14 protein-coding genes are annotated in these 14,920 nt (G+C 43.9%); 12 read left to right on the forward strand and 2 right to left on the reverse strand.

The window, feature by feature from the left end; all coding sequences use genetic code 11:
- The first annotated feature begins 69 nt into the window (after positions 1-69).
- The 12 genes from RE469_04295 to RE469_04350 all read left to right on the forward strand — a co-directional run bounded on the left by RE469_04295 (position 70) and on the right by RE469_04350 (position 13,476).
- On the forward strand, positions 70-789 hold the full coding sequence (locus RE469_04295) for a hypothetical protein (protein WMT45419.1): 720 nt from the start codon (positions 70-72) through the stop codon (positions 787-789).
- 550 nt (positions 790-1,339) lie between these two features.
- On the forward strand, positions 1,340-2,254 hold the full coding sequence (locus tag RE469_04300) for a DUF559 domain-containing protein (GenBank protein WMT45420.1): 915 nt from the start codon (positions 1,340-1,342) through the stop codon (positions 2,252-2,254).
- A gap of 246 nt (positions 2,255-2,500) precedes the next feature.
- A complete protein-coding gene (locus RE469_04305; protein ID WMT45421.1) occupies positions 2,501-2,716 on the forward strand; it encodes a hypothetical protein in 216 nt (71 codons plus the stop codon).
- A gap of 225 nt (positions 2,717-2,941) precedes the next feature.
- Positions 2,942-3,709 (forward strand): type II restriction endonuclease, encoded by a 768-nt coding sequence (locus RE469_04310; GenBank protein WMT45422.1) that lies wholly within the window; start codon positions 2,942-2,944, stop codon positions 3,707-3,709.
- A complete protein-coding gene (dcm, locus tag RE469_04315) occupies positions 3,706-4,719 on the forward strand; it encodes a DNA (cytosine-5-)-methyltransferase (protein WMT45423.1) in 1,014 nt (337 codons plus the stop codon). The genes RE469_04310 and dcm overlap by 4 nt, the downstream gene beginning before the upstream one ends.
- Entirely contained in the window at positions 4,697-5,101 is a 405-nt protein-coding gene (locus RE469_04320) for a very short patch repair endonuclease (GenBank protein ID WMT45424.1), read from the forward strand. Before dcm ends, RE469_04320 begins: the two co-directional genes overlap by 23 nt.
- A 32-nt stretch (positions 5,102-5,133) precedes the next feature.
- Positions 5,134-7,920 carry an ATP-dependent DNA helicase gene (locus RE469_04325; protein WMT45425.1) on the forward strand — a complete coding sequence of 929 codons (2,787 nt, stop codon included), beginning with the start codon at positions 5,134-5,136 and terminating at the stop codon, positions 7,918-7,920.
- A gap of 460 nt (positions 7,921-8,380) precedes the next feature.
- Positions 8,381-9,505: a DNA double-strand break repair nuclease NurA gene (locus RE469_04330; GenBank protein ID WMT45426.1), complete on the forward strand. Its 1,125-nt coding sequence runs from the start codon at positions 8,381-8,383 to the stop codon at positions 9,503-9,505.
- Positions 9,498-11,303: an ATP-binding protein gene (locus RE469_04335; protein ID WMT45637.1), complete on the forward strand. Its 1,806-nt coding sequence runs from the start codon at positions 9,498-9,500 to the stop codon at positions 11,301-11,303. The genes RE469_04330 and RE469_04335 overlap by 8 nt, the downstream gene beginning before the upstream one ends.
- Positions 11,304-11,306: 3 nt before the next feature.
- Complete coding sequence (locus RE469_04340) at positions 11,307-12,536, forward strand: DUF4338 domain-containing protein (GenBank protein ID WMT45427.1); 1,230 nt, start codon at positions 11,307-11,309, stop codon at positions 12,534-12,536.
- A gap of 77 nt (positions 12,537-12,613) precedes the next feature.
- Entirely contained in the window at positions 12,614-12,823 is a 210-nt protein-coding gene (locus RE469_04345; protein WMT45428.1) for a hypothetical protein, read from the forward strand.
- Positions 12,790-13,476, forward strand: coding sequence for a HEPN domain-containing protein (locus RE469_04350; GenBank protein ID WMT45429.1), 687 nt, complete (start codon positions 12,790-12,792; stop codon positions 13,474-13,476). Before RE469_04345 ends, RE469_04350 begins: the two co-directional genes overlap by 34 nt.
- Positions 13,477-13,794: 318 nt before the next feature.
- Here RE469_04350 and RE469_04355 read toward each other — a convergent pair whose 3' ends face one another.
- On the reverse strand, positions 13,795-14,436 hold the full coding sequence (locus RE469_04355) for a hypothetical protein (protein ID WMT45430.1): 642 nt from the start codon (positions 14,434-14,436) through the stop codon (positions 13,795-13,797).
- On the reverse strand, positions 14,429-14,779 hold the full coding sequence (locus RE469_04360; protein ID WMT45431.1) for a hypothetical protein: 351 nt from the start codon (positions 14,777-14,779) through the stop codon (positions 14,429-14,431). The genes RE469_04355 and RE469_04360 overlap by 8 nt, the downstream gene beginning before the upstream one ends.
- Positions 14,780-14,920 lie beyond the last annotated feature (141 nt).

The following is a 14,920-nucleotide window of genomic DNA, read 5'->3' on the forward strand; positions in this document are numbered from 1 at the left end:
GAACTTAGAACTAATTAAGGTATTGAAATATTTCCTATGGATTTATATATTTTAAAAATTTATAGACGCATGGTTAGCAATGAAGCAATAAAATTTGTAGTAAATGATGGACCATATGTAATTTCATCTGCCCCGTCTACAACTTCAGTAAATGTTTTGAATACCTTCAACAAAAAGGGTGGTTTGCAACAGATTTCAATAGGTCCCTCAGAGTGTGGAAATGAAAGAGATGGAAGGGCATCTGATGTGAATTCGGTGTGGAAATCACTTGACATTAGTAAATTTATTCCAGGCCAGTTTAGAAGTGTCCTTGATTTATTCAGGGAAGCTCTGTCCTGCTACCAAAATGGAGCATACATGGCATCATGTATAATGTGCCGGACTGCTACCGAATCACTCTTATTTATCGCAATAAACTCTGAGTATGATCACGATAAAAGGGAAATAAAATTCATGAGGCCACAAAATAAGGAAAAAGGAGGCCAAAAAGGATATATGAAATATGACGAAATCCTGAGAGAGGCTAATAAGTATTTGAATGATAATGAAAAAAAGTGGTTAGAACCAAAATTGGATTCAAACGGCAAAGAAACAGGTCTAATCAGACACAGTGGGGATATCGTGGCACACTACAGTGAAAAAATAAGTGAGGAGATAAGTTCTTTAAGTGCGAGTCAGTTAATAGAATTCTGGAAAGACAAGGATTCGACCTTAGAAATCCTTAAAAAAACTGCTTTGGTTATTAAAATGGTAAATGACAGATACAAATCTGTTAATATGATCCATTAACGGGAATAAATTATACATTCTCATCGAATAAAATTTTAACTTCTAATGCACAACAGGTAGATACTTGCGTTAAATTTAATTCATAATCTTAACTTTCATCAGATAATACATTCACTATTATGATAAAGGCACTGTAATCTCAACTAACAAGTGTGAGATTAATGGGACTCAGGATGAATAACTAATTTTCTAAACATAGGGAGATGATGATTATTGTCAATATCTAAACAGCTATATTTAGGCCCATAGTTAGATCTTCAAAAATTTCGGGTGAGGGCCCTCAGACCCGTTGGTTTTGAAACCTCTGATTATGATTGATAATGTATTGAGAAAATATATCACAATTTTCTGAACCCATACAAATTAAAACCTCGCCTTATTCTTTTGAATTATGTGTCTGATTTCCTGAGTAATTTAGATGTGTTTTTCGGGTCTTCATAGAATGATCTTTGGACAGAATAACATATAAAAGATGGTTTCCATTTATTGCACGCGGATTATGTCGAGTTACTGGAAATACTCCCTAAAGGATATGACAAGAGATGACCGAATGCCAGAGCCAACGAAAAGTGAATTGAAGGCGAGATATTTACTCAAGAAGATAGGTATACCCTTCGAAGTAGAACATAAACTTTTCTTCTCTTTGTCGAGGTTTTACACACCTGACTTAATTGTCGGGGGCAATCTCATTGTGGAAATTGACGGAAAGATACATGATAGAAGCTGGATGAAAACACCAGATAGAATAAGGCAGAGGGCACTTGAAATGATGGGTTACACCGTTATAAGGATAAAGAATGAGGAGCTTAACGCGAATCCCGAAAGATGTGCTGATTTTATACGAGAAAAATTCTATCAGGTAACAGGTGTAAGCAAAGAAAGTAAGATCAACAGAATTCCTACACAAATGCGCGGTGGCAAAAAGACCTCCATAGAAATATCCAAACAAGCTCAAAAATTGTTGAAGGAGAATAGCAGTCTCCTTCAATATGAATCTCCACAATTTGAGGAGAGTCTTGAAGAAATAATGACCGGGGCTTCTAGGGAACCAGAAATAGTTGAAATTGCACTACTACGCAAATTTGGTTATTCACTTGTTTCTGAGAAGGACAGTAAATACTTGGATTTTCATTCTGCGGCAGAATCCTTCAAGAATTGCCTATCTATTGCAGAAAATCTGTTGGGGCCTTATGGGGTCGTCGGGCTTGAGAACTCATTTTTAATCACGGCACCCAATTTCATTAAAAATTTAGTATTCAATGGCGGACCTCGTGTAAAGCCAAATATCGTTGAAATAACAAGTGAGGACGAGTTGAACTTTACTATAGATAGATTCAACCAGTATTTCAGGGAATTTGGTGTAACTGTGGATAAATCAGATGTCCTTGCTGAATGCAAAGAAGCTTTGAAAATTAGAAACCCTTCTAGATTAGCTTGGCTGTCCACTCTTTGTGGTTTAGCCTAACACTAATTTTTCTGCATCACATACCATTATGGAATGTGTACAAGTTTGCGTTGATTGTTAATAATAACTTTTTCGCATCGTAAAACTAATGCAAACTTACCCCGTTCATTATTCCTCAAGATTGACAAAACAAACATTTTGTCATGTTATATTTCGTTGGTCTTGCCCGTGTTTATATACTCAGGCACATTGGATGAAGACGTTTTTCATTTGCCCTATGAACAAACGCATTTAAAGACTAAAATATTGTCACGTTATGCCTCTTCCCATCCCACAAAGAGTATATTGATCCGGTCTTCTGGAAGACCGCTCTCAATTGATTTCTTCTCAGATGAGGAGATCCAGCAGATACTGCATGAAATATCCCGCAAGAACGTGGCAGATAAGAGCAGGTCAGAAAAGCACAGAAGGTATTTCCTTCTTGTTGAATTTCTCTTCAGAACATGCGAAAGGATAGATTAAATCCTAAAGGTTAGGCCATTAAGCATAAATCTGGCCACAAATTCAATCAGACTGAAAACACTCAAGCAGGGAAAGGACGGGAACGGCCGGCAACAGAACAGTGATGCCTGATGAAATCCCGGGGAAACTCCTGCTCCGAATGCATGTCCACGGGACATCTCCGATAAAGGATAATAGGGGTTTGCAATCAGCATTATGTGATGGTGCAGTGGATGGTGAAATAATATGCCTGTGGCTGATCTGAAAAAGTTCGCCGAGGATCGGGGGATTGTGATACCGCCGCAGGACGGCATTGTGAATGAGGCTCTCCGGTCGATAATTTCCGGATACGGCGATGACCCCGCGGTGCTCAAGGAAAATTTTGACGAGGCGGTTTCCCTCTCCGAGAAACTTGCGTACGGGATATATCTGAAGAAGGAGAGGGAGTACGGAAGGAGAGTGTTCTTGGAATTCGCAGAGCATCTGTCCGCAACCGGCGAGATCAGGACACTGGATGACCTTGGCACGGTCCTGGGTGACCATTTCACCATCCTTGACCACTTCTACCTGTCTCTGGCACAGTCGAGGAAGTCCAGAGCTGGCAAGGGGTTTGAGGAGATACACAACAGCCTCTTCTCCAGGCTGGGCTACCCTTTCACGGCCCAGGCGGTGATAAACGGGAAGCCGGACTTCGTCATGCCATCGGTGGACTACTACAGGAAAAACCCCATGGAAAGCATAATATTCACGGCAAAGAGAACCATAAGGGAGAGATGGAGGCAGATAGTCACAGAGGGGACCAGGGGTCTTGGCTTCTACCTTGCCACGATTGATCCCGGGGTCTCCTCGGAGCAGCTTGCCGAGATGATGTCGCACAGGATATACATGGTCGTCCCGCATGCCCTGAAGATGGAAAAGTATAACGGCAGGGAGAACGTTATCTCGTTCATGGAGTTCTTCCGGGACCATCTTGATCCCAGGATGGAGGTCTGGAGAAGGAAGGGGGTCATTTGAGCGGATTCACATTCATCGATCTTTTTGCCGGGATAGGCGGATTCAGGGTGGCACTTCAGGAACTCGGCGGAACGTGCGTCTTCTCATCCGAGTGGAACAGGTTCTCGAGGGAGACATACAGGGCCAACTTCGGTGAGGAACCGGCCGGTGACATAACCCGGATAGACGAGAGGACCATACCGGACCATGACATCCTTGCCGCCGGATTCCCCTGCCAGCCATTCTCAATTGCTGGCGTCTCCAAGAAGAACAGCCTGGGGAGACCCCACGGCTTTCTGGACGAGCTGCAGGGCAACCTGTTCTTTGACATAGCCCGGATAATTGCCGCAAAGCGGCCGAAGGCATTCATCCTTGAGAACGTGAAGAACCTGGTGCACCACGACCGCGGGAGAACGTTCAGGATCATAAGGAACACACTCACGGCCGAACTGGGCTATGTGATATTCTGGAGGATCGTTGACGCCTCCGCGTACGTCCCCCAGCACAGGGAGAGAACAATTATCGTGGGATTCAGGGGGGACCTCTACCCGGACCCGCAGTTCACGTTCCCCGATCCGCCGGCTCATGGCCCGGCACTGGCCCGCATACTGGAACAGAACCCGGATCCGAAGTACACACTGTCCGATCATCTGTGGGAGTACCTGCAGAACTATGCAGAAAAGCACAGGGCAAAGGGCAACGGCTTTGGGTACGGCCTTGTGGACCCCGGGAGGGACAGGATAACCAGGACTCTCAGCGCAAGGTACCACAAGGACGGATCCGAGATACTCATCAGGCAGGAGGGCCGGAATCCCAGGAGGCTGACCCCGGGGGAGTGCAGGAGACTCATGGGCTTCCCGGACTGGTTCACTGTCCCGGTGTCGGACACACAGGCCTACAGGCAGTTCGGCAATGCTGTGGTTCCGGCGGTCGTAAGGGCGGTTGCTGAGAAGGTTCTGGAGGTGATGGGAAACGGACAGGATATCCGGGGAGAGAAGAAGCTGGAACATGTCCAGAATACGCAGCAGTGACACCTCAATAGAGCTTGCCGTGAGAAAATATCTTTTCTCGGCGGGGTTCAGGTACAGGCTGCACTATCCGCTTCCCGGAAAACCGGACATTGTTTTCCCCGGAAAGAGGATTGCAGTTTTCGTCAACGGCTGCTTCTGGCACATGCACGGGTGCCGCCTTTCAAAGATGCCATCCACCAGAATGGATTTCTGGAAAGTCAAGCTCGAGAGAAACAGGGAGAGGGATGCTGAGGTTTCAGCACTGCTCACGGGCAGGGGCTGGACGGTGGTGACACTGTGGGAATGTGAAATCCGTGACGGCCCTGAGCCGGCGCTGGCACGGCTTGTATCCATTCTGTCCCGGTACGGGGCGTCACAGCCGGATCATGCGTGCACAGGGTGATAGTTTTATAAACTCTGCCGCATGAATAATTCATGCCTGATGACATAGTGCTGACTGATCAGCAGGAACGTGCTGCGGGGCATGAGATGGGGAGACTCAGGGTCATTGCATGCCCCGGATCGGGAAAGACCGAGATTATTGCCCGCAGAATTGCAAATCTGATAAAGAATGGAAGCCCGCCTCAGGGCATAGCCGCCATAACATTCACCGAGAAGGCCGCCGGTGAGCTGAAGCTGAGGATCAGAAAAATCCTGGATTCAGAGTTTCCCCAGAGGGCTGATTTTGGTGACCTGTTCATCGGCACCATACATGCCTTCTGTCTGGAGATGCTGAGGGAGATGGATCCTGTTTACAGGACATATGATATACTTGACGGGCCCAGGAGGGTGGCATTCCTGGCAAAATACGGAAACTACTACCATAATATAGGGCTGGTAAGGCTCGAAAAAAAACACGGTCTCAGATTTTACCAGACCGTAAGGCAGTTCATGCGGAGTGCTGACATAATGCTTACGGAAAGCATAAATCCGGATAATCTTACAGACACCAGCTTTGCCGAAGTCTTCAGGAACTACATCAGCGAGCTTGACGCCCAGAGATACTTTGATTTCCCGTCCATAATCAGCAGGCTGGTCAGCACACTTGAAGGCGACAGGGGGAAACTGGATCTCATAGAACACAGAATCCGCCACGTGATTGTCGACGAGTTCCAGGACGTTGATCCGCTGCAGGGAAAGCTTCTTGACATAATTTCGGAAAGGGCTCAGTCCGTGGCCGTTGTGGGGGACGACGATCAGGGGATATACCACTGGAGGGGGACTGACGTGAGCATTATCATTGATTTCGGATCAGAGACCAAAGGCGCGTGCACCGATGTGAAGCTGGAGACAAATTTCCGCAGCACTCCTGAAATAGTTGATCTGGCCTCGGTCTTCATCTCCAACAATCGGAGAAGACTCAGCAAGGCTATGAAATCCAATCCCAAGCTGGCAAGGAGATACGAGCCTGGCGACATTCAGGCGGGAATGTTCGGGAACGAGGAGGAGGAGCTTGATTTCATCGTTGGCAGGATGAGGGAACTGCATGAAACCGATTTCACTGACCGGAGAAACATACCGTTCTCCATCTCATGGTCTGACATGGCTGTTCTTACAAGGACCAACAGCTGGGCATCCAAGATTATTGACAGGCTTGAGAGGGGGGGCATACCGGCAGTCGCATCAAGCGGGGAGAGCATATTTGAAAGGCCCGAGGTCCAGTTTGCACTTGACTGTCTGTCCTATGTCTTCAGGACCGAAAGGTTTGGACGTGACGGCAGAATCCTGCCTGACGCCAAGTACCTCAGGAACTCCTATTCCGCAATTTTTCCGCGGGAAAGGTTTAGCCCAGCTGATCCGTCCCTATTTGTCAGGAATATTGAACAAATAAGGGGGGACATGATCAGACTGTCGGAGAAGGATGATAAGGATTACCTGCCCGGTCTTGGTCTCCAGGAGATATACCACAGGATCCTTCAGGCGGCCGGTGCGGACAGGTTTGATTTCGGCGAGGTGTACAGCTACAACCTGGCGGCACTCAGCCAGGCCGTTTCAGACTACGAATCTGTATGGGTCAGGCTCCGGGCATCGGAAGTGAAATATTTTTTCAATTTCGTGAGTGCCTACGGCGATGACGCATACCAGGACCCGAGACACAGCGATCAGGGTCTTGTGGACGCGGTGAGGATAATGACAATACACAAAGCTAAAGGACTGGAGTTTCCGGTAGTTTTCATTCCGGATTTCGTTGATAAACGTCGTCCCAATGAAACGCAGACATTTGTCGACAGAAATCTTTACAATAGTGACAGGTACAGGGGAGGGGAAGAGGATGAGCGGAGAGTGTACTACACAGCACTGACAAGGTCAGAGAAATACATCTTTATGACGGGATCCCGTACTGTGCCAGACAGGAAAAAACCCAGGGATATGCACCGGTTTCTGGGAGAAATGCCTGCAAAATATGTGTCCGGGGCGTCGATGCTTTCCAGAAGCAGGAGCGGTTACCCGCCGAGACTCAGAGCCACAGGCGAATATGAGACATCCTACAGCGAGATGATAAGCTATCTGCGCTGCCCTGAAGACTTCCTACTGAGGAACATATACGGGTTCAATGCGGGAGTTCCGGCAGCATTTGGATACGGGACAAACATCCACAATGTTCTGAACATGATTCACCGCCAGTACATCAGAGAGGGGAGAGTCCCGGATGAAAAGGAGATAGAAAGCATCACGCAGAGGATGTTCAGACTCCGATATGCAACGCGGGAAATGGAGAGGAACATGATGGAGTCTGCAATAAAGGTCATACAGCGCTACGTGAAGATTCACAGCAGGGACTTCTCACGGATTCTTGAAACAGAGAAGAGATTCGAGTTTGTACTTGACAGTGCTCTCATAAACGGCCAGATTGACCTTTTAAAGAAGCTGGACAGTGACGGGGCAATAAAGCAGGTGGAAATAATTGACTTCAAGACGGAAAAACTTGACGGAGCTTACTCCGCCGATTATGAGAGACAGCTCCGGTACTATGCAATAGCGTGCCTTGAATCGCTGAACATGAAACCTGAAAAGGCCTTTGTGCATCATCTTGATCAGGATGATCCCTCCAAAGCCTTCACGGAGGTTGACATTTCAGAACCAAGGCTTCAGGCCGCCAAGAATGAGATTAAAACAGTGGTTTCAAAAATAACCGGCAGGGAGTTCCCCCCATCACCTTCGTCCTCAAAGTGCGCTGAATGCGACTATAATAGAATATGCAGCTATGGGGCCAGATCATGACTGACGCGAAGTTTTGCCGCCCCAATAGGCAGTCCGGAAAATTACTGGGGTACTAGCTGATGGATTTCCGGGTCTTGCGTGGATTATGGTATGCGGGAAGGAGAGAACCAATTTTGAGTCAAATAAGCAAATGCGGATTAATCTCCCAATTCTTGGCGCGTAACTTATTTTTCTTTATGTTTTCTGAATGGGGGTATCTCTAGATGGAAGCATCTTAAATCCAAAGAGTTTGAGGCGTAAAACAGTGAAATGTTCTTTAAATTTACCTTGGAGTCACAATTTCAGTAGAAAATTCAACGAGCTATGGCCGCTCACTGAATAGGGACTTCTTTAGTGCCCGTTCATTGCACAAATGTTAAACTTTAGAATATGCGAAAACTAAATGATAAATATTGTCATGCTATCATAAAAAAACTTATATCTTTCCTATGAGTAAGACATGGCATAAACGTGGTAATTATTGATAAATCCTAATGACACAGATATAGAGAATGTAAGAAATCTGGAAAAATCCCTCAAATCTCAAATAAGTAAACTAGAAAACCTGAGGGAAGAAGTCAGAAAACTAAAATTTGTTCCAATAGATCCAATCGGTTCATACATATCTGTAACTTACAAAGCCATAGACGGCGGAAAGATGAAAATTTCCTTTGAACCACTCGAAATAGATTTGATTGAAGTAGCCGATTCCTATGGCAATCTCAAGATGAAGTTTGTTTTACCCAAAGAATCTGATGAAAGTGATGAAAAGGAAAGCGATGTAATAGGAGAGGGCAATTTCCTTGATGAGGATCCAATTGTTAGAAAATTTCTGGATATGCTTGGGAAGAAAAGTGTTCAGGAAATCTCTGAAATATTGAATCAGTCTGATACTTATATGGAGTTGTCCGAATGGGCCTGTATCTTTGAAAGAATTGCAAATTCGAGCGATGATCCAATAATACTGATGAGGGATGGCCTCCTTAGGACAAAGAAGATCAAAGCCGAACTCATACCTAATCTCTGGGACATTCTGAAAGAGAAAAAGAGACTTGTTAGATTGGTTGGTGTTTCTAAATCCTCCAAGGTGATGACCTTGCTGTCAACGGCCATATCCATGGAGCATGTCTTCCCAATCAATTCAATAGGTTACGTTAAAATTCCAAGAAATCTGGAAGTAAGAGCGTATAGGTGGTCTGGCAAGGGTAAAATTTCTGAAACGAAAAATAAGATATACTATGCATTTGGCGATTTGTATATTGCAAAATTATCTAGAAACAGTAACCTCCTTGTTACAGTTGAAATTCCACGAGATTTAAAAAATGACAAAGAAATATATTCCGAGCGGGAAATTACCGAGCTGATGGCACACTTAGCAAAGGATTCTGCTTATTCTTATCCTGTACTTGGGTATCCGCAGACAATAATGAAGGCACACGAGGCAGCTGCTAGAGTTGGGTTCCCTGCTTCTGTTGTTAGAGACAAGATCATGGACAAACTTAAGGAAATGCTGGATGCGGAAGGAAGGGATTTCATGAGAGATGCTAGTGTGCTTACAGAATTCGTTAACAAGGGAGTATTAGGGGGTGGTTACATTGATGAATAACGGTAACGTAATGGGTGTTTTCATTGGATTAGAGAGTGCAACTTATGAATATATAGCAAATATTATTGCTCCTTATCAGGCCAACTTTGTATTAGAAATTGGGGATTTTCTTCTCATAGAAAACATGGGGACATATATTGTTTCCCGGGTTACTGAATATAGACCAACTGGCGAATTGACCGCTTTTATGGGTCAAAAATGGCTTGGAGATGTGGCAAACAACTTAGATGCCATTGGGATGGATATAAAAGAAAAGAAAATCAGATATGCAGTCCGGATTAAAATACTCGGAACGCTGGATCGGCAAAGTTTTAGACCAGGCGTTACAAGGATACCCAATATAACGAGTAAGGTGTATAAACCTTCTAAAGACCAGCTCTCAGAAATAATCGAAACGGTAAATCGTTTGCAGTCCAATGGTAGGGAGATAGGCTCACTTTATTCTGATAAAGATATTAAAATTAAATTCAACATCTCGGAACTTAATTCCAAGCGTACATTTGTATTTGCCAGGGCCGGATATGGAAAAAGTAACCTTATGAAACTTATATCTAGCGGCTGGCCAAAGGGCGAAGGTGGTCTTGTTATATTTGACCCTGAGGGCGAATATGCAGTGACTGACAATAAACAAAGGCCTGGAATTATGGACCATAGGGAAGCGATCCTCATTACCAACAGGAGAGTTGACACCACGCTTCGAAATGTTTATCCCTACATGAAGCTCAATTTACGCGAGTTTGACCCAAAATTCATCCTTCCAATCATAGTCAATCCCTCAAAACATGAAACCGTGTTCTTTTCAAAATTAATGGGAATGGAAAATGAGGAGTGGGGAAATCTTGTTGATTTACTCTTTAGGGATGGCTGGAGGGCAGATTTAGCCGAGGTCGCTAGAATTGTCACAGGTAGCGATGAAGATCCTGGAAATTTCCAGCCAGTCCTAAACAATCTGGTTTCACCTATCCGTAGTTTACATAATCCTGACTCTCATCTGATGGCTATCATTACAGAAGCGATGCGCAGAGAAGAAGTTGTAATTGTGGACATCTCGTTACTGGATAGCAGGACTGCCTTGCAGCTAAGCTCAATGGTTGTGAAATCAATATTTGATCATAATCAGCGTCACTTTACAGACCAAGCCAAAAGCTTAATCAAAGCAACTTTTGTGGTTGAAGAAGCTCAGTCTGTGATAGGGCAGGATTCCAATTACACTTCATTCATAGAATTGGCCAAGGAAGGGAGAAAATATGGATTGGGCGGTATTTTCATAACACAACAGCCAGGTAGCATTCCATTTGAAATACTTAGCCAGGCGGATAATTTCTTCGTATTCCACCTCATAAGCAGAAGTGATTTAGAGAGTTTAAGACGTGCCAATGCGCACTATTCTGACGATATATTAACACAGATTTTGAGTGAGCCTATTCCTGGTAAATGTTATATGTGGACCTCATTTCAACCATTTGTCTTGCCTCTATCTGTAAACAACTTTGAGGAGGTGGTGGAACCAAACAGAAGCACTGAAGTCCAAAAAGATTCTGATCTGCTGTCTAATATTCAGTCAGTGACGCAAAATCGCAACGGAAATCCAGTGTTTGCATCTATTATTTCAAAATACAATGCAGTGGAAAAAGATATGGCCGGATTAGAAATAAATAGAAGAACTATCGAACTTTTTAACAGACTTGATGAACGCGAGAAGGCATATTTAAGAGAAGAGGGGCAAATTCAATCCAGGACTAAAGACAATGTTGAGTTTGCTGTTAAAACTAGATATTATAATTCCTTGGGGAAATAAGTATTGAATAGTTCTGAGAGCATAGAAAAGTTTAGGCCTGAGGATCCCTTAGGCGTAATTATGCAAACTGAGTTGTGTCAATGCAAGAATCAGAGTTATGGGCAGCCAATTTCGAATCTTAAAGAGCTGATTCTGTCGCACCTCACAAAAATTGGCTTTATGATAACTGATAAGGGTCAATTATCTCTGCCAAAAGACAAATCATACGTGAGAGAGGCTCATCAAGCTGCTGTAAGCATATCTATTAACAAAAACAGACATATGATTCTGAAACATGAGTTAGAATTTATTGACAAATACTTAATTGACGGTAAATCCCTCGATGTGGCCAAGATAGAACCAAAATTTATGCTGGTTGACAAGGAAAATACAAATTTATTCAATTGGATAAAACTGCATTGGTCTATTCCGATATCGGCAGGATATGGCCGAAGACTTCGTTATATTGTGAAGGACAATACAAATGGTGCGGTGATGGGGATAATTGGCCTTGCTGATCCAGTGTTTGGCATCAAGGACAGAGATAATCTCATAGGGTGGACAAGAGAAGCAAGAGGTGAAATGCTCAGAAATGTAATGGATGCATTCGTACTTGGGGCAGTTCCGCCCTATTCATTAGTTCTTGGAGGTAAACTGATTGCATCGCTTTTGGCTGCTCCGAGGATCAGATCCGATTTTAAGAACAAGTATAGAGGCAAACGATCGCGGATTAGTGGCAGGATATTTGACGGAAAACTTGCCCTGATAACTACCGCATCGGCATTTGGGAAAAGTTCAGTATACGACAGAATTAAAATACACAATGGTCCTGAGATGCTTCATGCTGGATGGTCAAGTGGTTCTGGTGAATTCCATCTTTTTTCCGATTTCTATGATCAATTAGCGACCTTAGTGAAGGAAGAAGTTAAACAGAGGAAAAATCCGTTGTGGGGGACTGGTATAAGAAACAAGAGAGTTGTAATTTCGGCAGCCCTAGATAAGCTTAATTTACCTCGAGATCTGCTTTATCATAATGTTAAAAGAGAATTGTTTGCAATGCCACTGGGCAAACATTCATTCGAATTTTTGAGAGGCGAGACTAAAAATGTCGGTTATTATAATATCAAGCAACACGAAATTGTTGATTTCATCAAGAATCGGTGGATGGTCCCAAGGTCTATGAGAAATTCAACCTACATGAGCTTTAAAAAAGAGCAATATTCTTTGGTGGATATCTTAAATAAATACCCATAAACTTTAAAAAGGCAAAACCATTTAAATTTAATAATGGTGAAAATAAATTTCTATATATCATTGAATTCATAGCATCTATGGAATATGATTTTGTAAGCACTTGGTATATAGAATCAAACGTTAAAAATTTCGTTTCATTGGAAAAGGTAAAGCTTCCTCACGGTACTGTATTTATGGGTGCCGGACAATCGCTCAGAGCTCGTATCACTGTTAAAGTAAATGAGAATGAGGACCCAATTGCAAAAGCAAAAAAATGCTCGATCAAGATCTGGCATGGTTTAATCTAAATGTTGGTCCAGAAGAGGAATACCAAATGATCCTCTTCGCAAATGAAAATGTACTAACCTTCAAAGATCCAAAGACTGGGCAAGAAATGGTAAACTGGACCATACCTCTTTTTCCGTTCTTGCCACGAAAGAAAAGTGAGAGTCAGACTCTTGAAGAGGCAATTGACCTAGCCAATTCAATCCAAATTTTGTCGAGAATAGAGAAAAAAGCCTTAGAAAAAGCGGATGTTCCCCTTTACTATTTTCTCAGAAGCCAGGAGGAGAGTAGAGCTGACCGAAAGACCTACAGATTTCTGAATTTGATGATATGCCTTGAAGCAATTGTTGCCGGAAACTATGCTTCCTCTGAAATAATAAGACGCAGGGTGGCAGTACTTGTTTCATCCGTTTATTCCGATAAACAGAAGACGTATGAGGATTTGAAATCAATATATATTGTAAGAAACAAATTATTTCACGGGGATCAGGTTCCATCCATAAATAATGACATTATACCAAGACTTTTCGGGTATGTAAGAATTGCTCTTCAGAATTACATTCTCTTACTCAATAAACTATCCAGCCCCGATGACATAAGGAAGAAACTAGACCTATTTTTGGATCCGGCTTCAATTACTGATTTGGAAAGAATAATCAAAGGAGATAACGCATGAACTATTTCCTTCATATGGACATCAAACAGAACGTTCTTTCTTAAACTTAGGTGGGGATTTGTTTCCAAGTTATGCTGGGAACAAAGGGTTATATTGCATATAATTCTCATTTAGCAGAAACGAAAGTTGTTGCATCATGCATCAGGAAGCTCCCTTGTATGTCTCATGTCCGGATGTTAAGCGCCATTGCGTCTTATGTGCATGAATTCACTGCAGTCACTAACAGCAGGAGAGGTGTTCCTTTTCATCCTTGTATAATCAATCAAATCGTACCGTTTGTCCGGATGGATTTTTTCCTTTAGGTAAAAAACGGCGGTTTCACTTCCATTCTGAGGTCATCTTGATCATATCCAGTTCTTCCGGAGACAGGATGGCGCCATTCTGCCCACTGACAAGCCACAAACCGCTCTGAGCTATCTTCTTAACAGGGGAATCCTTCCCCAGCCATGTATCAGAGGGCTCACACTCCTCACACTGCGCCACTGTGGCAATAAGCCGTGATTCCAAGGTCAGCCTCATTTCCTTACCGGTGATCGGGATGACCGCGAAGGATATATTGTCCCGAATATATTCTGACACTTCCCTCTCTATCTTCTGCATCCCTGCCTTGTCGATGATCTTCAGATAAGTCTCCTTTGACCTGGATGCTGTCAGGTCAATGTTCCACTGTTTGAGCAGAGAATATTCCTTCCTGCGGTTAAGTATCGCCCTCCCTATGTTTTTCCTGAATATGCTCCTGTCCTTGTTTTCGTTGTAGAAATGCTCCCCCAGCCTGCTGGCCAGGTTCCCGTCTCCGGTATGGGTGCCGATTCTCGTTATCCTCTCTCCCCCGTGGGCTTCCTCACCCCTTTCAAACATAATGTAGAGCCCGCTTTTGGGGAGTTCCTTCTTGTTATACGGGAAAGTGTACCTCCTCAAACTGCGCGCAAATTCATGCAGCCTGCTGCACGTCTCACTCATCAAGCATGCCCTTGAGATACTTTAACTGCTCTCCTATCCTCATGTGCTCCAGCGGCACCTGATGGTGGAATATTCGGGCAGTCAGGAATTCCCTGTATCTTCTCCCGACCAGCATGATAAAGGTATCTCTCTCCAGGTCATTCTCTTTTGCAAGCTCTCTCAGGACCTTCTCCGACCACGACCTCCTGCCTGAGGCTGTCATATCATTCAGGCTCTCGTTGTACGGGTCGATCTCTCTGTCAAGGCCAATAAGCCAGTATTTCGCAGACAATATGTATATGCGGTCTGGATTTAGGGACCTGGCATAAAGAAGGGAATACCTGAACAGGTCTCCTGTGTACATGTATTCGGCTTTTGTCCTTTCCCTGCGCTTACGGCTACTGCAAGATAACAACACCACTGTTGACACGGTAAGTATAGCCAGTGAACTATATATTTTGTTTCATTGAAGGTGGTTCGTTTCATGCTGTCCTTACTGACGGGG

The sequence above is a fragment of the Cuniculiplasma divulgatum genome, assembly GCA_031200235.1.
Classification (GTDB): domain Archaea; phylum Thermoplasmatota; class Thermoplasmata; order Thermoplasmatales; family Thermoplasmataceae; genus UBA509.

What these genes read in the sequence shown, in the direction of transcription:
- RE469_04310 (WMT45422.1), top strand. Translation starts at nt 2,942, where the DNA reads ATGCCTGTGGCTGATCTGAAAAAGTTCGCCGAGGATCGGGGGATTGTG.
- RE469_04325 (WMT45425.1), top strand. Translation starts at nt 5,134, where the DNA reads ATGCCTGATGACATAGTGCTGACTGATCAGCAGGAACGTGCTGCGGGG.
- RE469_04360 (WMT45431.1), bottom strand. Translation starts at nt 14,779, where the DNA reads ATGTACACAGGAGACCTGTTCAGGTATTCCCTTCTTTATGCCAGGTCC.
- RE469_04320 (WMT45424.1), top strand. Translation starts at nt 4,697, where the DNA reads ATGTCCAGAATACGCAGCAGTGACACCTCAATAGAGCTTGCCGTGAGA.
- RE469_04295 (WMT45419.1), top strand. Translation starts at nt 70, where the DNA reads ATGGTTAGCAATGAAGCAATAAAATTTGTAGTAAATGATGGACCATAT.
- RE469_04345 (WMT45428.1), top strand. Translation starts at nt 12,614, where the DNA reads ATGGAATATGATTTTGTAAGCACTTGGTATATAGAATCAAACGTTAAA.
- RE469_04300 (WMT45420.1), top strand. Translation starts at nt 1,340, where the DNA reads ATGCCAGAGCCAACGAAAAGTGAATTGAAGGCGAGATATTTACTCAAG.
- RE469_04355 (WMT45430.1), bottom strand. Translation starts at nt 14,436, where the DNA reads ATGAGTGAGACGTGCAGCAGGCTGCATGAATTTGCGCGCAGTTTGAGG.
- RE469_04335 (WMT45637.1), top strand. Translation starts at nt 9,498, where the DNA reads ATGAATAACGGTAACGTAATGGGTGTTTTCATTGGATTAGAGAGTGCA.
- RE469_04350 (WMT45429.1), top strand. Translation starts at nt 12,790, where the DNA reads ATGCTCGATCAAGATCTGGCATGGTTTAATCTAAATGTTGGTCCAGAA.